Below are 17,903 nucleotides of genomic sequence, written 5' to 3'. Positions count from 1 at the left end.
CCAGACTGCCGTGTGTGGCCGTGTCGCCAGCGTGCGCGCCGGGTGGGTGCAGGGCCGGTAACATCCCCGGGCCTATCAACCACCGCCCCCCGGGGCACTACGGAGACAAGAAGCTATGTTCAGTCATGTGATGGTCGGTGTGAACGATCTGGAGGTGTCCCGGAAGTTCTACGACGCGCTGCTCGGCACCATCGGTGTGCCCCCGGGTGTCGCCAACAAAAACCGGTATTTCTACCGGGGCCCCACCGGCACCTTCTGCATCAGCACCCCCATCAATGGCGAGCCCGCCACCTTTGCCAATGGCGGCACCATCGGCTTTGCCATGCAGTCGCCCGAGCAGGCCGATGCGTTCCACGCGGCCGGTGTGGCCAACGGTGGCACCACCTGCGAAGACCCACCGGGCTACCGCGAAGGCCCTGGCGGCAAGCTCTACCTGGCATACCTGCGCGACCCGGACGGCAACAAGATCTGCGCGTTGCACCGCCCACCCAAGCCAGCGGCGTGACGGCCGGGCCGACCGGCTCAGCGCATCGGTTTTCTGATCTTCAAGCGGGCGTGTGTGCGCCGGGCCGACGCACGGCGCGCACCTTGCCGCTGCCGCCACCACCGCAGTAGAACAGCCCGGCCCCATCCGATTCGAGCCCGCTCACACCCACGCCTTGCGGCATATCGAGCTGCTGCAGCACGGCGCCGCTCGTGGGGTCGATGTGGCGCAGAGTGCTTTCTTCGCCCTCCCAGGTGCCGTGCCACAACTCGCCGTCCACCCAGGTCACACCGGTCACAAACCGGTTGGATTCGATGGTGCGGCGGATCGCACCTGTGGCCGGGTCGATCTGGTGGATCTTGCGGTCACGGTACTGGCCTACCCACAGGCTGCCTTCGGCCCAGGTCAGGCCTGAATCGTTGCCGCCGCCCGGTGCGGGGATGGTGGCCACTACCCGGCCCGTGGCGGGGTCGATCTTGTCGATGCGTGATTCGGCGATCTGGTACAGGTGCGTGCCGTCAAACGCGGTGCCTGCGTCGCATACCACGTTGAGCGTGCGGGTGGTGGCGCCGCTGGCCGGGTCAAAACCCACCAGGTGTTCGCCCGTGGCGGCCCACACCCGCTGGCCATCGTGCGTCACGCCGTGGATGGTGCTGGCGCCGCCAAAGGGGCCGTATTCGCGCACGACCTCGGCGGGTTGGCGGGCCGCAATGGGCGGGTTTTTGGTGGACGGCGGGGTGCCCGCCATGTCGCTGCCGCAGGCGGTGTCGTGGGTGGCGGTAGGGGTGGCTGTGGTCATCTCGGTAGCTCCTAAGGGTAGGTACCCGGTGCACGGCAAGGGCGCTGTGCGTTGGGCGGTGAAGCCACTTTAGGCAATCGGCTGCGCGGTGGGGAGTAACAAGATCGTCGTGAATCCCACCAGGGGCGCGGCCAGCCAGCGGCGTGCGCGCGCCTGGCCGATGGCGCGCACGCGGCCGGTAGCTTCCAGTTCAGCCAGCGCGCGCTGCACGGTGCGCTGGCTGTCGCCCAGGGCCAGCGCCAGGGCGGATGTGGACCATGCCGCACCGTCGGCCAGCAGCGCCACCAGCGCGCCCTGCTCGCCCTCCACCGGCGGGGCCAGCACGGCCACAGTGCGTCCGCCGTGGGGCCGGAGCACAAAGCCGCGCGGCGTGGCCTCCACCCCGGCCAGCGGAGCGATGAGGGCGCGCAGGCGGCCGATTTCCACCCGCAGGCGGGCGCGGTGGGTTTCGTCGGGGTGGCGGGTGCGGAACACGTTGGCGATCAAGGCTTCGCGGTCCACGCCGCCCGGCCACGCGGTAGCCAGCGCGCGCACCAGCGCAAACAGCACAGGGCGGCGTGCCAGCGGGTGCCACACCTCGCCCGCGCGCACGCCGTGGCGACAGGCGTCCACGACCCACAGCGCGGGGGACGCCAGCAGCGCGGCCACGTCGTCCAGCCGCAGCGTGTGCTCGGCGCCGTTCGCAAGGCAGCGCGCAGCGGGCTGTTCGAGCAACGCATGGGCCTGCGCCACCTCGGTCAGCAGCGCGGGCACGCCGGATTGGGCGGCAGCCTGTTGCGCGCGTTGCAGGGCGGTGCGTGCTGCGCCGATGTGCAGTGACCGCAGGGCCAGCTCTGCGGCGGCAAGTTCGGCCACCGCGACAAGGGAAGGGGGCAGTCGCGTTGTGGCGTCGGTGGTGGGAGCGCCTGCCAGCGCAGCCGATGCTTCGTCCAGCTTGCCCAGCAGGATCAGCGTGCGCGCTGCCACCAACCGTGCCTGCAGCGCATTGGCGATGTCGCCGTGGGCCTGCAGCGTAGCCCCTGCCGACATCAGCGCCTGCGCTCGCCCGCCCAGGTCGCGCTGGGCCAGGGCCACCTCAGCCTCGGCCACCACACAGCGGGCGCGGGCCACGGGCTCGTGCGTGCCAAAGCTGCGTGCGGCGCGGCGCAGCAGATCGCGGGCGCGCGGGTGCTCGCCCAGCTGGGCCATGGCAATGCCGCGCAGGGCCAGGGCCGGTGGGTCGTCGCGCAGGGCCACGCGCTGCAGGGCGGCCAGGGCGTCGCCTGCGGCCAGCGCGCGGGCGGCGGCGGAGATCAGCGAATCCATGGCGACAGACTAACGCAGCGTGCCTTTGGGATGGTGTGTGAGAACACGTGGTGGATACTTGGACGCTTCGCACGGTCGCACCATGGGTGGTGCGCATCCCACCAAAAGACACAAGGACCCGCCATTGAAATCCGCCAGCGCCACCACTTTTGACGAGGCCTACTACCAGCGCTTTTACTTCGACAAAAAAACGAGCGTGGTGGACCCGGCGCACATGGAGCGCCTGGGCACCTTCGTGTGCAGCTACCTCAAGTACCTGCGCGTGCCGGTGAACCGCGTGCTGGATGTGGGTTGCGGCATCGGGCTGTGGAAGGGCATCGTGGCGCAGCATTTTCCAGAGGCCAGCTACCAGGGCGTGGAGTTCAGCCCCTACCTGTGCGAGCGCTTTGGCTGGCAGCAGGGCTCGGTGGTGGACTATGCGGCTGATGCGCCGTATGACCTGGTCATCTGCCAGGGCGTGCTGCCCTACCTGAGCCCGCCGGACTTGAAGGCCGCGCTACTCAACCTGGGGCGCCTGACCAAGGGCGCGCTGTATGTCGAGGCCGTGTCGCGCGAGGATTTTGAGCGCGACATCATCGACGAAGAGATCACCGACAGCCGCGTATTCCGCCACCGTGCCGAGCTGTACCGACGTGGCCTGCGCGAAGGCGCCATCGAACTGGGTGGCGGCGTGTGGCTCAGCCGCCGGGCCGAGCTGCCGCTGTTTGCGCTGGAGCAGGCGGGCGGGCAGTGACGACGACCCCTGTGCCGCCGCTCCAGCCGCAGGCGGTGCCGTGCCCGCCCCATGCGGTATCGCGCCTGCGCACCGAGCGCCTGGCCCGCAGCGCCAAACCTTTTCTGGCCCGCGGCGGCCCCAAGGGCGAGCGCTGCGCGGGCTGCCGCCTGGTGCCCAGCCACTGCATCTGCGCGCTGCGCCCCGTGCTGCCCACGCGCGCGGGCATGTGCCTGCTGATGGCGGACATCGAGCCGCTCAAGCCCAGCAACACCGGCTGGCTGATTGCCGATGTGGTGGCCGACACCTACGCGTTTGGCTGGGCGCGCACCGAGGTGCACCCCGACCTGCTGGCGCTGCTGGCAGACCCCCAGTGGCAGCCGTATGTGGTGTTTCCGGGTGAGTTTGTGGAGCCTGGGCGCGTGGTCACGCAGGTGGGCAGCACCGAGCCGACGGGCAAGCGCCCGCTGTTCATCCTGCTCGATGCCACCTGGCCCGAGGCACGCAAGATGTTCCGCAAAAGCCCGTACCTGGACCGTCTGCCCGTGCTGAGCCTGCAGCCCGAGCAGCTCTCACGCTACCACCTGCGCCGCTCCACGCGCACGGACCATTTCTGCACCTCCGAGGTGGGCGCGCTGTGCCTGGAGCTGGCGGGCGAGCTGCAGGCCGCGCAGGCGCTGGAGGCGTACCTGGACGTGTTCACCCACCACTACCTGCAGGCCAAGCACCAGCTGCCGCCGGACGTGAACGGGGCGGCGCACGCACGGCTCCGGCTTCTGGCGCAGGGCCGCGGCTGAGAGTCTGAGAGTCTTTTATCCATGCTCGCCTTGCACGCCGAAACGCCCCGGCTCGTCGTTGCACATGCTCGCCCTAGCCCGAGCTATGGCTGTGCTTTGTGCCTAGATCCGAGGCGTTTTCGCGCGCCTTTCGGGCTCGGCTAAAAAACTCTCAGCCTCTGAGCCATCGCCCCTCGGACTGCCGGGCCGCGTGCGTGCATGACCTGTTGCCCAAAAAGCATGCGCTGTTACCGCGTTGTTACAAGCGCTGCACCTGGCCCCCCGCAAAATTCGGCGCTGGCGCCACCACCTCTGGCGCGGCCCGTCTGTCCGGGAGGGGCAGGGGCCTGCACACCCAAAGCCAACCCGTTGGAGAACCATGAAAAACAAGATCCCCCTGTTGCTCGTCGCAACCCTCAGCCTGGCTGTCGCATCGCTGGCCCATGCCGGCAAGGCCGAGCGCGACTTTTTTGCTGCCGAGGTGGCCCCCGCGCTGAAAACCGCCGCCAGCACCCTCAAGCAATCGTGCGGCTGCGATGTGAAGATGGATGTGAAGCAGGACAGCTTTCAGACCGTGGACCATCTGCGCCAGGTGCGCTACGCGGCCGGCACCATCGTGGACAACGCCCCGCGCTACTGCAACGATGCCTCTTCCAAGGCCGCAGTGTGCCAACTCAAGACCCTGGAATTTGCCCGCACCGGCACCACCGCTTTCAAGTTTGCCGCAGGCAAGGGTGCGATCACTCTCGATGAAAGCTCGTACCCCAGCTGGGACATGCTGGCCGCCGAGCTGGACAAATAAGCGCAGACTCCTAGCCCCAAGCAGCGCCCCGACACCACTGTGCGTGGTGCGGGGCGTTGGTGTTTGTAGGCGCCGTGAGGTGCCTGAATCAGGGTGCGGCAGTTGCGAACGAATCGCCGTTCTACGTGCCGGATAGCGTGCAACACCCCACTAGCGTGGGGTGGCACCCGCGGCCACGCGGCTTTGTACCGCCTTGGTGATGCCGTCTGGTTCCAGATACGGGCTGCAGGTCTGGTACAGCGCAAACTTCTTTTCTGCCGACGTACCAACCAGTTCGGCCGACACTTCGGGCGCCGATTTCTTGAGCGCGTCGACGTGGAAGTCGCCCTCGCCCGGGTGCAGCTCCACCGCTGCTTCCAGCATGGCCGCCGCAGCGGCGCGCATGCCTTCTTGCCGGGCTTTTGCCACGCTCAGCGACAGGCCGTTGAACACATTGCCGCAGCGGATCAGGTCGATGGCGACCGCCTTGCGTGCGTCGGCCTGCGCAGGTGTCCCCATGCCGTGCGTGCCATCCAGGTAGGCCCACACGTCCAGGGGTGGGGTGCCGGGCGCACACGCCCCCTGGTAGGTGCCGAAAAAGGCCGTCTTCATCATCTGCCGGCCCGCCGAAGTCTGCATGCCGCTGTCGATGACGAGCTGCTCGCCATCGGCGTGCACGGTGAACTGGTACAGATGCGCGGCGCTGGCGCCTTGGGCAGGGGCGACGCAGCGGGCCTTCCAGGTCTCATGGCCGGGCATGGGTTGGTCAGACTCGCTGACCGTGCAGTCCATGCCGCGCTGCTGCATGGCGTTCTTCCAGGCGGGGGCCGTCAGGCTGGCCATGTGCTGCGCTGTCACGCACACCACTGCGGTGCTGCCCAAGGAGTCCGCATAGGCACCCTGGCGGAACCCGGCAGCCGCCGCAGGCTGCGAAACCGCAACGCCCCCGATCAGAAGCCCCACCAACACAGCAGCGCGCGGGGCGGTGGCGGGGAGCGCAATGGCGAAGGGCATGGGGGGTGTCTCCGGGCGGCAGCGCCTGGTACGGCGCAAGAAAAAGAGAAGGCGGTGGAACGGCGGCGTGCCCAGGGGCGGCCCGTCATCACACTGAAAAGCCGTCGGATTGTCGTTCAAGGCCTTGGGCACGCCGTGCTCTTGTGGCCTTGCAACGACAATGGACCATTCCCCCTCTACCGCACTGACCCGATGAAAGCTCCCCCCCGCCTGCAGTCCCTCATTGAGGAAGGCCTGATCGACACCGTGGTCCGGCAGCTCATGAGCGGCAAGGAGGCCATGGTCTATGTGGTGCGCTGTGGTGATGAAACGCGCTGCGCCAAGATCTACAAAGAGGCCAACAACCGCAGCTTTCGGCAGGCGGTGGACTACACCGAAAACCGCAAGGTCAAGAACTCACGCTCGGCCCGCGCCATGGCCAAGGGCAGCAAGTTTGGCCGGCAAGAGCAAGAGGCCGCATGGCAAAGCGCCGAGGTCGATGCGCTCTACCGCCTGGCCGCTGCCGGCGTGCGCGTGCCGCAGCCCTATAACTTTCATGACGGCGTGCTGCTCATGGAGCTGGTGACCGACGCCCACGGTGACGCCGCCCCGCGCCTGAACGATGTGAGCTTTACCCCCGAAGACGCGCGCACCCACCACGCCACGCTGGTGGCCGAGGTGGTGCGCATGCTGTGTGCGGGCGTGGTGCATGGGGACTTGTCGGAGTTCAACATCCTGCTGGCCCACCTGCCGGGCGCAGAAGGTGGAGAAGCCGGCCACGATGGCCCCGTCATCATCGACCTGCCCCAGGCCGTGGACGCTGCGGGCAACAACCACGCCCAGCGCATGCTGCTGCGCGACGTGGCCAACCTGCGCGACTTCTTCGGCCAGTTTGCCCCCGAGCTGCGCGCCACCCAATACGGCCCCGAGATCTGGAGCCTGTACCAGAGCGGCCTGCTGAGCAACGAGACGCCTTTGACAGGCCGCTACGCGCCGCAGCATGTTGATGTGGACATGCAAGCCGTGCTGCGCGAGATCGACGACGCGCGCGACGAAGATGCAGCGCGCAGGCTGCGCATGGCGGCGGGCTGAGATTTCTCCACCGCGCAGCGCTGTGGCACCATCGCGCCTCTTTTTCTCGGCAGTTCGCTCGCCATGTCTTCCTTCCACATCCGCAACTTCTGCCCTGGCGACGAACCCGCGTTGCGCGCCGTTTTTCATGCCTCGGTGCATAGCCTGGCCAACAAGGACTACACCAGCGAACAGCTGGCCGCCTGGGCGCCGCTGGAGTACGACGCCGCGCAATGGGCCGAGCGCATGCGGGCCAACAAGCCTTTCATCGCGCAAGCCATTGACGGCGGGGCGATAGCTGGGTTTGCCGATCTGCAGGCCAGCGGCACCATCGACATGTTTTTTGTGGCCCCGGCGTTTGCAGGCCAGGGCGTGGCCCGGGCGCTGATGGCACACCTCCACGCGCAGGCGGTGCAGCGCGGGATCACCCGCTTGAACGCCCATGTGAGCCTGACGGCCGAGCCTTTTTTTGCCGCCCAGGGCTTCGCGGTGGAAGCGCGCCAGCAGGTGGAGCGCGCGGGCGTGGTGCTGCACAACGCGCGCATGGCCAAGGCGCTGGTGATGGGCTAAGGCAACTCCTGATTTGATAGCTGGTTACGCTTGTGTATAAAGCGCTAGAGGCTGATTTTGCTTGTAATTCAGCCATCACGCTGTGTCTTTGCACCCGCAGGTGCCTTACAGTAGCCGCCCCGCAGCAGACAAACCCACCCACACCGGCCCACGACGGCTGACACCCCATGACCAAAGACCTGGCCCGACAGAACGAACTCAAACCCATGGCGCTGTGCGAGCCCTGCCAGGGCATTCAGCGCAACTGGCGCAAAGCGCCGGGCCACGCCGAGCTGGTGCAGCGCGGCAACCGCAAGGAAGACCGCGAGACGGGCTCCGTCACCATCACCCGCTATGTGTGCGACCGCTGCGGCACGGCGTGGGAGTATGAGAACGACAAGGGCAACCAGAAGGCAGGCTGGTCGGTGGTGGGGCGATAAGCAATCGCATCTCCATGGAGAGAGGTCAGCGCTTGTTGGATAAGCGCCAGCGGTCATTTTGGGTTCCAACCCATGGCTGCGAACGGCTTGCAGGGCTGTGCGAACGGATACACAGCCATGGCCCACAAATGGGGCACCTTTTCATCTCGTGCGTGTCACACAGGCCTATCAAGGAGATAGCCTCATGCTGCACCGCAGACGATTTCTGAGAACCACCGGCAGCGGCCTGGCCCTGGGCGGCGCCGCGTTGCTGCTGGCAGGGCGTGCCGCGTGGGCCCAGCCCAGCTACACCGTGCCGCTCGCGCAGCTGCAGGAGATGGTGGCCACGAAGTTCCCGCGCAGTGTGCCGGTGCAAGGCCTGTTCGATCTCACCCTGCAACCCCCGCGCCTGCGCCTGCTGCCTGAGGTCAATCGCCTGGGCGCCGTCATGGCGGTGGACGCGGCGGGCGCTGCGCTGCGGCGCAGCCACGCGGGCACGTTCGATGTGGAGTTTGCGTTGCGCTATGAAGCCAGTGACCGCACGCTGCGCGCCCACCAGATCCGGCTGGGGCGGCTGGATTTCCCCACGCTCAAACCGGCCGTCACCGAACTGATCAATGCCTATGCCCCCGTGCTGGCCGAACAATCCCTGCGCGAAGTCACCTTGCACCAGCTGCGCCCGCAGGACACGGCCATGTTCGACGGCTTGGGGCTGCAGCCCGGGCCCATCACGGTGACGGCCAAGGGGCTCACCGTGGCGTTTGTGGGCAAGCAGCCATGACGCCCGCTGGGCACGGCCGCCTTCCATCGCCGCAGCGCCGGGGTTAACTCCCTTTCCCCTCGTGGGAGCGGGTGGGGGAGACGGGGCTTCGGGGGCGCCGCGCTTGTTCTCCCTCTCCCCGCCCTCTCCCACCAAGGCTGGGCCGAGGGTGGCGCAGGTTGCGCAGGTCAGTCTCGCGCAGGGGCTTGCGCTCAATCGCCCCGCACCCGCTGCGCAAACCCGCGCAGCGCGAACTGCTCCACCACAAAATCCACAAACACCCGCGTGCGCGCTGGCAGCAGCTTTTTGCTGGGGTAGTACAGCGATGTCGGCCCTGCATCCGCCCACCAGCCCGGCAGCACCCGCACCAGGTCGCCGCGCGCCAGCCAGGGCTGCGCAAACGGCATGGGCAGCACGGCCAGGCCCAGGCCCATCAGCGCGGCCTGGCACATGGCCTCGGGGTCGTCGAACACGATGCGGGGGCGGAACACTGCCGCTGCAGCGTCGCCCGCCTTGTTGCGCAGCGTGGTCACCGGCACGCGCCCCGTGCGGATGGCGCGGCGCGCAATGCCGTCCCACTGCGCCAGGTCTGCCGGGTGGCGCGGCGCCTTGCGGCCCTGCAGCAGCGCGGGGGCGGCCACCACCACCAGGTGGATCGGCCCCAGCGTGCGCGCCACCATGTCGGGGTTCAGGTTCAGGCCACCGCCAATGCCGGCGTCAAAACCCTCGCCGATCAGATCCACCTGGCGGTTCTCAAAGCGCCAGTCGGGCTGGATGGCCGGGTAGCGCTGCAAAAACTCGGTGAGCAGCGGCACGATGTAAGCGCGGCCAAACGCCTGGCCCATGCTCACCTTGAGCGTGCCCGCAGGCTGCTGCTCGGCCTCGGCCGCGTGGTCCACCGCATCGGCCAGCGCGGTCAGCGGCGGGCTGATCTGCGCCAGCAGGCGCTGCCCGCCTTCGGTGAGCGTGAGGCGCCGCGTGCTGCGCTGGAACAGCCGCACGCCCAGGCCTGCCTCCAGCCGCGCGACGTTCTTGCTCACGGCGGCAGGCGTCAGGCCCATGAGCCGCGCGGCGGCCGAGAAGCTGCCGCACTCGGCGGATTTGACGAACGATTCGAGGTGGCTCAGGGGTTGCATGGTTTGCATTTTCAACTGCAGGTTGAAATAGATCCAGCCCATTCATGGCTACCCGCAAAGCAATGTTTTTCTGAAACTGCAGGTGTTCCTGGTTCCGTGAAGAACCTTTTCAACCATCTGATTTTTTTAGGAAAAACACCATGTCTTCTGTGCCCGATACATCCGCCCCCACAACGCTGCCTGCCAGCGCGTCACGCCTGCTGGCGGGCAAGGTTGCCTTTGTCACCGGCGGCGCGCGTGGCATCGGCGCCGCCATCGTCCAGCGCCTGGCGCGCGACGGAGCGGCCGTGGCCTTCACCTACAGCAGCTCCGAAGCTCCCGCGCAGGCGCTGGTGGCGGCTATTGAAGCGGCCGGCGGCAAGGCCCTGGCGCTGCGCGCCGACAGTGCAGACGCCGCCGCCCTCACGCAAGCCATCGACACGGCCGCGCGCACGCTGGGCCGCCTGGACATCCTCGTCAACAACGCCGGCGTGGCGGTGGCGGGCGAGATCGACAGCTTTGCCCTCGCCGATTTCGACCACACGCTCAACGTGAACGTGCGCGCGGTGTTTGTGGCCACGCAGGCTGCCGTGCGCCACATGGGCCAGGGCGGTGCCTATGGCCGCGTCATCACCATCGGCAGCACCAACTCCGACCGTGTGCCATGGGCAGGTTTCAGCGTCTATGGCATGAGCAAGGCCGCCATCGTGGGCCTCACCAAGGGGCTGGCGCGCGACCTGGGGCCGCGTGGCATCACGGTGAACAACGTGCAACCCGGCCCGGTCAACACCGACATGAACCCCGCCGACGGCCCCCTGGCCAGCAACATGCACGGCATGATGGCGCTCGGCCGCCATGCCCACCCCGAAGAGATCGCGGGCATGGTGGCCTATCTGGCGGGGCCGGAGTCGGGCATGGTGACCGGGGCCAGCCTGCTCATCGATGGCGGGTTTGCTGCCTGAGCCAAGGTAGCTCTGGCTCGCGGGACTTTGGGGACTTTGTGCTGGTGGGTGGCGTTGCGCGCGCGGGTTGCGCCCAGGGCGATATAGTGGCCCACCCTTCCACCTGGGACCCTTTTGTGAACCTCACCCTCCGCACTTTGCGCAATGCCTGCGCCCTTGCAGCAGCGTTGGCCGCGCTGACGGTCAGCGTCTCCCTGCACGCCGCCACGCCCGCCGAGTCGGGCTATGTGGGCGAATACCGGGGGCGTTCCGTGGACACCATCACGCAACTGGCGCTGCTGGACGACAACACCTTTTGTTTTGCGGTGACGGGCGGGGTGCTGGACATGCTGATGGCGGGCCGCTGGAAGGCGGAAGGCAGCGGAGTCCGGCTACAGCAGGTGCGGCAGGACCAGACCTTGTTCCCGGCCTACGCCCGCAAGGTGGCAGCGCTGGGCGCCATGGTGGAGTTCGACTTCCACGGCCCCACGCTGTCCAGTGCCCGCGCGCCGGTGTTTGCGGTGTCGGCGGATGACAAGGCCCCGGCCACGCTGCGCCCGCTGTTTGGCCCGGACCACAGTAGCTGGTCTGAAAACTATCCGCTGCCCCCACTGCCTGCAGAGGCCGTGCGCTACTTTTACCTGGGCGACGTGGTGGAGGAAGCCCCGGGCAAGCCAGCGGTCGTGAAGGTGGTGCAGTACCGGCTGGACGGTGCCAATTCAGTGCGTGTGGGGTTTGATCCGCTGCAGGCCTTGCCGCTGATGAGCCAGCGGGCCGAGCTGAAAGGAGACATGCTGTTTCTGTCAGGCAGCCGCCTGGGCAAACGCCGGGCGCTGGACCCTGAAGTGGTGCAAACAGTGCGCACGGGTTGCATAGCCCCCGCGCTGAATCCTGGCGCCCCGCGCCCTGCGCCGAAACCAGGCGAGACCCCGCCCCTGGAGCCCCTGAGAACGTTTACCGTCAGCCCGTCGGCCATTCAGGGCACGCCATTCTTCGAAGCCAAAAGCAACTGAGCCGTGGTGGGCAGTCGTCGGGTCGGATGAGGGCCGCCTCAGGCTGAAATCGCTGGGCCTCCGGGCGCACGCAGTGGGGTCTCGATCTGCATCTTGGCCAGCCGCAGCGCCTTGCGCATGTAGCCGCGCCACAGCACGTTGGCCAGCAGCCAGAGCACCGGCGCGGCCCATTTGGAGCGGGGATGAAACGCGTGGCGCCAGCGCACCGTGGTCTGCGTGCCACCCGCCTGCGGGTCAAACCACCAGGCCCCATTGGCCCCGGTGGCCAGCCAGCGCAGTGCCCCGGTGAAGCCGCTGACGGTGTAGCTGAAGTACTGCGCCGGGTGGTAGTGCTTGAGCCTTTCTTCGGCCACGCTGCCGTCGGACAGCGCCACGGTGCGCGTCTGCCCCGGCGTGTCCCAGGCGCCCGTCTGGTCGCGCGTGCCGATCACTGCGGGCAAAGGCCCGTAGCCGGTGAACAGGGCGCGCGGGTCAATGGGCGCGATGTGCTGGAACGCCAGTGCCGGGGAGGCCTTGATGTGTGTCTGGACCGTGGCAGAGAAGGTGGTCATGGGTGAATCCGGTGCGTTGCTTCCGCCCTCTCGGGCAGTCAAGTCACTGTAGGGCGTGCGACCACACCGATAAATACCCTTCTCCGCAACGGACTGTTTGCGATATGACCCGCAATCGCCCCTTTCCCGGGCGAAAACGCTGTGCGCCAACGCGGCGGGCGCACACGGCAGCCATCGGCGGCCTGCGCCCGTTCAGGTGGCCGAAGCTTTGCGTCGCCGGGGCTTTGGAGCCGGGCCCCGCAGCTCCTGCACGCTCAGTCCGAACGCCGGGTTGTCGGCCAGCATCTCCACCGCCAGATCGATGAAGGCGCGCGCGCGGGCCGGCTGCGCCGCCCGGCTGCCGTAGTACACGTACAGGCCCAGGTGCTGGGGCACGAATTCGGTCAGCACGGGCACCAGTTGCCCGCTGCGCACCAGTGGCGCCGCCGTCACGCCGACAAGCTGGCCGATGGCGTGGCCGCCCAGCACCGCGCGCGCTTCCAGCTCGATGTCGTTGACGCAGAACGCTGGCGGTATGGCATGGGCCACGATGTCATCGCCCACCTGAAACTCCCACGGCATGGGCTTGCCGGTGGTGGGGTGGCGAAACCCGCTGCAGCGGTGCTGCGCCAGGTCTTCGATGCGGGTGGGTGTGCCATGCCGGGCCAGGTAGTCCGGCGTGGCGCACACCACCAGCTGCAGCGCCATCAGGCGCCGCGCAATCACGCCGCCCTCGGGCGGGTAGCCCGAGCGGAAACCCACGTCCACCCGGTCCTCCACCCAGTTGCCGATGCGGTCGTCCAGCTGCACATCGGGCTCCACCAGCGGGTGGCGGCGGCAGAACACGTCGAGCACGGGCCAGACCACCTCCAGCATGATGGAGCGTGGTGCCACGATGCGCAGCGGCCCCGCAATCTCCTCGCGCCCGCGCCGCGCGCCGTGCACCGCCCGCTGCAGGGTCGCGAGGCCCGGCTGCGCGGCCTCCAGAAACTGGCGCCCCTCCTCGGTCAGGCTCAGGCTGCGCGTGGTGCGGTGGAACAGCCGCACGCCCAGGTGCGATTCGAGCTGCCCCAGCGCCAGGCTGGCGGCCTGCGGGGTGATGCCCTGGGCCGAGGCCGCCTGCCGCAGGCTGCCCAGCTCGGCGGCCTTGGCAAACGTGGCAATGGCACGCAGTTCATTGATGGCCATGGTGTCCGTTCCGAGATATTGGCAAGTTTTACTTGTGAATGAAGTCAGCAATTATGGGCTAGTGCGATGGCAATGGTCTGCCTACAGTTCACCTCCATGGCCGCGCCTTTGCATCTCAGCGTGTTGCGTTTGCCAGAGCCCCGCTTTCAATCCCTTTCAAGGACTTCCGCCATGACGGCTTCGACTGCTCTCCCTTCCTCCTTCCCCCGCGTCTGGATGATTACCGGCGCCTCGCGCGGCATTGGCGCCCGCATTGCCGAGGCGGCGCTCGCCCAGGGCGACGCCGTGGTCGCCACGGCCCGCGACGCCGCGTCGATTGAAAGGCGCCTGGGCCCCAGCGACGCACTGTTGCCTGTGGCGCTCGACGTGACCGACGAAGCCCAGGCGCGCCACGCAGTGGGCGCCGCGCTGGAGCACTTTGGCCGCATCGACGTGCTGGTCAACAACGCGGGCTACGGCCTGCTGGGTGCGGTGGAGGAATCCACCGCCGACGAAGTGCTGCGACTGTTCGACACCAACGTGTTCGGCCTGCTGCATGTGACCCGGGCCGTGCTGCCCGCCATGCGCGCGCGCCGCGCAGGGCACGTGATCAACATCTCGTCGCTGGGTGGCGTGCGCTCCAGTGCCGGTTTTGGCGTGTACTGCGCCACCAAGTTCGCGGTGGAAGGCCTGACCGAGGCGCTGCACGCCGAGCTGGCACCGCTGGGCATCCATGCCACGGCGGTGCAGCCCGGGTACTTCCGCACCGAGTTCCTTGATGGTGCCTCGCTGGCCGTGGCGCCACGTGTGCTGGACGACTACGCCGCCAGCGCGGGCGCCGTGCGCGAGGCTGCGCGCCGCATCAACCTGAACCAGCCTGGCGACCCCGTGCGCCTGGCCCAGGCCGTGATGAAGCTGGTGGCCAGCCCCACACCGCCGCTGCGCCTGCCACTGGGCACCGACACGCTGCAGACCATTGCCGACACGCATGCCTTCGTGGCGCAAGAGACCGCGCAGTGGCGGGCCGTAGCGGCGTCCACGGATTTTCCGGTGCAGGAGCGTGAGGAGGCCCAGGCGCTGTCTGCTGGATAAAAGCTCCTGATTTAATAGCTGTTAGTGCTTATGGGATAAGCGCTGGATGCTATTTTTGTTCTCAATCAGTGGCGATGGTGTGGTTGGATGGAATGGCGGATGCCGTGCCAGCCGCCCACCCCTGCAATGGTGTGCAGGGCCTCACACCGGCCGCGCAAACTCCATCACCCAGTTGACTTCCCAGGTGGCCCCACCGTCGTCCGAAAAAGCCTGCTGCCAGCGCGGTGCGCCGGTGTGCATCTGCGACCACTCAAAGCGCACGCGCACGGGGCGACCCTCGAAGTTCTCCTGGCCTTCGAAGATGCCCACGCCATCGCGAAACCCGCCCACCACGGGCGGATGCAGCAGCCCGGTGGCCGCGTCCACGCCGCCGGTGGTGTTGTCGAGCCAGTAGATGCTCCAGCGCTGTGCCTCAGGGCTGAACACGCGCAGCGCCATGCCCACAAAGCCGGGCTTCCAGGTGGCGGTGATGAAGTCGTCGTAGTTGCCGATGCCGCCGGGCAGCGGGCGTGCGGTGCCGGTGGCGTCGAACACCTCCCAGTCGTTGCAGCCCTGAAGCCGGTGCACCAGGCGCGTGTTGCGGATGTGCCAGGAGCCCATGAGGAAGTCGAAGTCGCGGGCGGCGTGGTGGCCAGTGGTCGGGGTTGTGATGGTGTCTTGCATGGTGTTCGGTGACCTGGTTGCGTGAGGGGAGAAGGATCAGAACGACGATCAGGGCGACGCCATGGCCTCGTTGGGATGAACCCAGCCGGGCAGGGCACGCAGAGCATTCAGCCAGCGCGACACGCAGGGGAAGTCTTCGGCGGCGAGGCCCGCTTCGGGCAGCCAGAAGAGATAGGCCGAGCAGGCGAGGTCTGCGATGGTGGGGCCGGAGGGCACCAGGAACGCCGAGCTTGCGAGTGTTTCGTTCAGCGTGGCAAGGTCTGCCATGGCGCGTGCGCGCAGGTACGCCAGAACCTCGCCAGGCTGTGGCGCCCAGCGCATTGCAAAGCGCAGGTTGGGCACGCTGAAGCCAATGCGGTTCGTCTCCCAGAAAAGCCATTCCAGGATGGCGCTCCCTTCCGCCGCAGCGCCGCAGAAGGCGCGGGTGCGCTGCGCCAGATGGAGCAGGATGGCATTGGATTGGCAATAGGCGGTGCCGCCATCGACGAGGACCGGCACTTCACCGAAGTGGCTGGCGGCCACAAAGTCTGCGGGGCGCTCGGCCCGGGGCGTATCGAGCGCAATGGGCTGGTAGCGGTGCGGGGTGGCAGTCAGTAAAAGCAGCGACCGAACCTTGTACGAGTGGCCGGAACCTGCGGCGCCGTACAGCAGCAGGGAGGCGGGTGTGGACATGGGCTCTTCTCCTTTGCGATCAGGCATGCAACGCCGAGCGCGCCGTGGGCTGCAGCCGGTGCGCCTCGGGCGCCCGGGCCAGCCAGGGGGCAAGCCCCGGGGCTACGTCCCGCGCCCAGGCGCCGCTGTTGGCAAAGGACTGCAGCGCCGCTGCATCGCCAAACAGCGCCAGCCCCAGCAGCACATGCTCGCCCCCGCGCACCGGCAGGCGGGGAAAGGTGTTGGGGCTGGCTTCGGTGCTGTACCACGCCACCTGGCGCGCGCCGCCGCGCTGCAGCGCGGGGGCCATGCGGTGGCGGCAATAGTCCAGCAAGGCCGGGGTGGCGGGCTCGTGCAGATAGAACACCGTGGCGTCCAGCACACCCGCCGCAGTGCCTGTGGCGCCCGGCGCGGGCCGGGCGTGTTGCGGCAACGTGGACGCCGCCCCGGGCCACGCGGGGCGCAGCAGCAGCACGTTGTCAGAGTCGATCATGGTGGCGTTGGCGGCAGCGCGGTGCGCCGCCCACACGGGGCCGCCATAGAAGGCTTCAAGCGCGCGGCGGCGTGCGTTCATGTCGGCAAAGCCGCGCAGCCAGACAAACAGGTCGGGCTGATCGAGGTCGCGGAACTGGCCCAGCACGCGCATGCCATGGGCCTCCTGTGTTTCAACGAACTCGCGGTCGAAGAGGTCGATCAGTGCGTCGCGCTGCCCTGGGTGCAGGGTGTATTGGCGCAGTTCGACGATGGGGTGGTGGTCGGCGGTGGGCATGCGGGCTCCGGGTTCGTGGGGGTAAGACAAGCTCATGATCGGAGTCTGCGCCGCAATACCTGCCAACCTATGGCAGGTATTTGCGCTATCTTTCGCCTTCACCCTAGTACCCCCCCAGTTACCCGCACAACCTGCCTGCCCATGCGCGCCAGCCGCCTGTTGTCCCTTCAGATGCTGCTCGAAACCCAGGGCCGCATGAGTGCGCAGGCGCTGGCCGAGGCGCTGGAGGTCTCGGTGCGCACGCTGTACCGCGATGTGGACCAGCTCAGCGCGGCCGGTGTGCCCATCTATGCCGAGCGTGGGCGCAACGGTGGCTTTGCGCTGCTGCCAGGCTGGAAGACCACGCTCACCGGGCTCACGCCTTCCGAGGCGCAGGCCGTGTTCTTGAGCGGCCTGCCCGGGCCCGCGCAGGACCTGGGGCTGGGCGGCGATGTGGAGGGCGCGCGGCTGAAGCTTTTGTCGTCGCTGCCCGCTTCGTGGCGCGAAGACGCCCAGCGCGTGAGCACCCGCCTGCATTTGGACCCGGTGGACTGGTACCGCGAGAGCGACCCCACGCCCCACCTGCCCACCGTGGCCGCTGCGGTGTGGAGCGGTCACCAGATCGCGATGCGCTACGAGAGCTGGGCCGACACGGTGGAGCGTACGGTGAGCCCGCTGGGGCTGGTGCTCAAGGCGGGTGTCTGGTACCTGGTGGCAGGGCCTGCCGGTACGACAGAAGGCGGACCGCGCACCTACCGCGTGTCGAACATCCGGGCTGCCACGGCGCTGGCCACACCCGTGCGCCGCCCGGCGCGGTTTGACCTGGCCAGCTATTGGGCGCAGTCGATCCAGCGTTTTGAAGCAGGGATCTACACCGGCGAGGCGGCGTTGCTGGCCACACCGGCCGGGCTCAAGGGCCTGCGCGCGCTCAGCAGCGCCGTGGCCCGCGCGGTGGCTGCGGCCCCGCCGCCCCGCCGCAAGGACGGGCGCGTGGCCGTCACCATTCCCATTGAGTCGGTGGAACACGCCTGCGGGCAACTCATGCGGCTGTCTCCGCAGGTGGAGGTGCTACGGCCTGCGGCGTTGCGCCGCGCGCTCATGGAGCGGGTGGTGGCCACGGCGCGCCTGTATGGATTGCCGTGATCTGGGTTGTAAGGGGTTGCTATTAAATTTGCAGCTGTTTGCGCAATGTAGATAAGCGCGAGGGCCTAAAAATATTCTGAAGCTGAGCAGGCACTTCACCGCAGACCGTGCCCTGCCACTGCAGCCGCCCTGCCGGTTGGGTAGTGTTGGGGGTGTCACATGCGCGACACGTGCCCCCACTACCTTCAACA

At 68.0% G+C, this 17,903-nt stretch carries 21 protein-coding genes; 12 read left to right on the top strand and 9 right to left on the bottom strand.

The genetic code is table 11. The annotated features are described in order from the left end of the window. Positions 1–115: 115 nt before the first annotated feature. On the top strand, positions 116–505 hold the full coding sequence (locus C8C94_RS17085; RefSeq protein WP_055401124.1) for a VOC family protein: 390 nt from the start codon (positions 116–118) through the stop codon (positions 503–505). Between the two features lie 40 nt (positions 506–545). On the opposite strand, the gene C8C94_RS17080 is transcribed toward C8C94_RS17085, so the two are convergent. Together C8C94_RS17080 and C8C94_RS17075 are read right to left on the bottom strand one after the other, a co-directional pair. Beyond that, positions 546–1,232, bottom strand: a complete 687-nt coding sequence (locus C8C94_RS17080; RefSeq protein ID WP_121422929.1) for a hypothetical protein — start codon at positions 1,230–1,232, stop codon at positions 546–548. Between the two features lie 120 nt (positions 1,233–1,352). After that, positions 1,353–2,588: a helix-turn-helix domain-containing protein gene (locus C8C94_RS17075; protein ID WP_121421552.1), complete on the bottom strand. Its 1,236-nt coding sequence runs from the start codon at positions 2,586–2,588 to the stop codon at positions 1,353–1,355. A gap of 124 nt (positions 2,589–2,712) precedes the next feature. Here C8C94_RS17075 and C8C94_RS17070 point away from each other — a divergent pair, with 124 nt between their 5' ends. The 3 genes from C8C94_RS17070 to C8C94_RS17060 all read left to right on the top strand — a co-directional run bounded on the left by C8C94_RS17070 (position 2,713) and on the right by C8C94_RS17060 (position 4,878). Continuing rightward, complete coding sequence (locus tag C8C94_RS17070; RefSeq protein WP_121422928.1) at positions 2,713–3,321, top strand: class I SAM-dependent methyltransferase; 609 nt, start codon at positions 2,713–2,715, stop codon at positions 3,319–3,321. Then, a complete protein-coding gene (locus C8C94_RS17065) occupies positions 3,318–4,097 on the top strand; it encodes a tRNA-uridine aminocarboxypropyltransferase (protein WP_233573497.1) in 780 nt (259 codons plus the stop codon). Before C8C94_RS17070 ends, C8C94_RS17065 begins: the two co-directional genes overlap by 4 nt. A gap of 358 nt (positions 4,098–4,455) precedes the next feature. Further along, positions 4,456–4,878, top strand: a complete 423-nt coding sequence (locus tag C8C94_RS17060; protein ID WP_121421551.1) for a hypothetical protein — start codon at positions 4,456–4,458, stop codon at positions 4,876–4,878. Between the two features lie 150 nt (positions 4,879–5,028). Here the strand turns inward: C8C94_RS17060 and C8C94_RS17055 are convergent, their stop codons facing one another. Further along, positions 5,029–5,871 carry a hypothetical protein gene (locus tag C8C94_RS17055; protein WP_121421550.1) on the bottom strand — a complete coding sequence of 281 codons (843 nt, stop codon included), beginning with the start codon at positions 5,869–5,871 and terminating at the stop codon, positions 5,029–5,031. Between the two features lie 192 nt (positions 5,872–6,063). On the opposite strand from C8C94_RS17055, the gene C8C94_RS17050 reads away from it, so the two are divergent. The 4 genes from C8C94_RS17050 (at position 6,064) to C8C94_RS17035 (ending at position 8,670) form a co-directional block, all read left to right on the top strand. Next, the gene (locus C8C94_RS17050; RefSeq protein ID WP_121421549.1) at positions 6,064–6,942 is read left to right on the top strand and encodes a PA4780 family RIO1-like protein kinase; all 879 of its coding nucleotides are present in this window, start codon (positions 6,064–6,066) and stop codon (positions 6,940–6,942) included. Between the two features lie 63 nt (positions 6,943–7,005). Continuing rightward, the gene (locus tag C8C94_RS17045) at positions 7,006–7,491 is read left to right on the top strand and encodes a GNAT family N-acetyltransferase (protein ID WP_121421548.1); all 486 of its coding nucleotides are present in this window, start codon (positions 7,006–7,008) and stop codon (positions 7,489–7,491) included. A gap of 167 nt (positions 7,492–7,658) precedes the next feature. Further along, entirely contained in the window at positions 7,659–7,910 is a 252-nt protein-coding gene (locus tag C8C94_RS17040; RefSeq protein ID WP_055401112.1) for a hypothetical protein, read from the top strand. A gap of 184 nt (positions 7,911–8,094) precedes the next feature. Then, positions 8,095–8,670, top strand: a complete 576-nt coding sequence (locus tag C8C94_RS17035; RefSeq protein ID WP_055401110.1) for a hypothetical protein — start codon at positions 8,095–8,097, stop codon at positions 8,668–8,670. 191 nt (positions 8,671–8,861) lie between these two features. On the opposite strand, the gene C8C94_RS17030 is transcribed toward C8C94_RS17035, so the two are convergent. Then, complete coding sequence (locus tag C8C94_RS17030; RefSeq protein WP_121422926.1) at positions 8,862–9,785, bottom strand: LysR family transcriptional regulator; 924 nt, start codon at positions 9,783–9,785, stop codon at positions 8,862–8,864. A 140-nt stretch (positions 9,786–9,925) separates the two neighbouring features. Here C8C94_RS17030 and C8C94_RS17025 point away from each other — a divergent pair, with 140 nt between their 5' ends. Together C8C94_RS17025 and C8C94_RS17020 are read left to right on the top strand one after the other, a co-directional pair. Further along, a complete protein-coding gene (locus C8C94_RS17025; protein ID WP_121421547.1) occupies positions 9,926–10,726 on the top strand; it encodes an SDR family oxidoreductase in 801 nt (266 codons plus the stop codon). A 116-nt stretch (positions 10,727–10,842) separates the two neighbouring features. Then, positions 10,843–11,718, top strand: coding sequence for a hypothetical protein (locus C8C94_RS17020; protein ID WP_233573496.1), 876 nt, complete (start codon positions 10,843–10,845; stop codon positions 11,716–11,718). 38 nt (positions 11,719–11,756) lie between these two features. On the opposite strand, the gene C8C94_RS17015 is transcribed toward C8C94_RS17020, so the two are convergent. Together C8C94_RS17015 and C8C94_RS17010 are read right to left on the bottom strand one after the other, a co-directional pair. Beyond that, the gene (locus tag C8C94_RS17015; protein WP_055401106.1) at positions 11,757–12,269 is read right to left on the bottom strand and encodes an SRPBCC family protein; all 513 of its coding nucleotides are present in this window, start codon (positions 12,267–12,269) and stop codon (positions 11,757–11,759) included. A gap of 192 nt (positions 12,270–12,461) precedes the next feature. Further along, complete coding sequence (locus C8C94_RS17010; protein ID WP_121421546.1) at positions 12,462–13,436, bottom strand: LysR family transcriptional regulator; 975 nt, start codon at positions 13,434–13,436, stop codon at positions 12,462–12,464. Between the two features lie 171 nt (positions 13,437–13,607). On the opposite strand from C8C94_RS17010, the gene C8C94_RS17005 reads away from it, so the two are divergent. Next, positions 13,608–14,507 carry an oxidoreductase gene (locus C8C94_RS17005; protein ID WP_121421545.1) on the top strand — a complete coding sequence of 300 codons (900 nt, stop codon included), beginning with the start codon at positions 13,608–13,610 and terminating at the stop codon, positions 14,505–14,507. A 141-nt stretch (positions 14,508–14,648) separates the two neighbouring features. Here the strand turns inward: C8C94_RS17005 and C8C94_RS17000 are convergent, their stop codons facing one another. The 3 genes from C8C94_RS17000 to C8C94_RS16990 are packed head-to-tail and all read right to left on the bottom strand — an operon-like array spanning position 14,649 to position 16,590. Further along, on the bottom strand, positions 14,649–15,170 hold the full coding sequence (locus C8C94_RS17000; protein ID WP_121421544.1) for a hypothetical protein: 522 nt from the start codon (positions 15,168–15,170) through the stop codon (positions 14,649–14,651). A 48-nt stretch (positions 15,171–15,218) separates the two neighbouring features. Then, positions 15,219–15,842, bottom strand: a complete 624-nt coding sequence (locus C8C94_RS16995; protein WP_121422924.1) for a glutathione S-transferase family protein — start codon at positions 15,840–15,842, stop codon at positions 15,219–15,221. 19 nt (positions 15,843–15,861) lie between these two features. Beyond that, complete coding sequence (locus C8C94_RS16990) at positions 15,862–16,590, bottom strand: NIPSNAP family protein (protein ID WP_121421543.1); 729 nt, start codon at positions 16,588–16,590, stop codon at positions 15,862–15,864. A 141-nt stretch (positions 16,591–16,731) separates the two neighbouring features. Here C8C94_RS16990 and C8C94_RS16985 point away from each other — a divergent pair, with 141 nt between their 5' ends. Continuing rightward, on the top strand, positions 16,732–17,712 hold the full coding sequence (locus C8C94_RS16985; protein ID WP_121421542.1) for a YafY family protein: 981 nt from the start codon (positions 16,732–16,734) through the stop codon (positions 17,710–17,712). Positions 17,713–17,903 lie beyond the last annotated feature (191 nt).

Source organism: Acidovorax sp. 94, from assembly GCF_003634645.1.
Taxonomy (GTDB): Bacteria; Pseudomonadota; Gammaproteobacteria; order Burkholderiales; family Burkholderiaceae_C; genus Acidovorax; species Acidovorax facilis.
The sequence above is the reverse complement of the archived record's forward strand: the minus strand, read 5'-3'. Positions and strand labels throughout refer to the sequence as shown.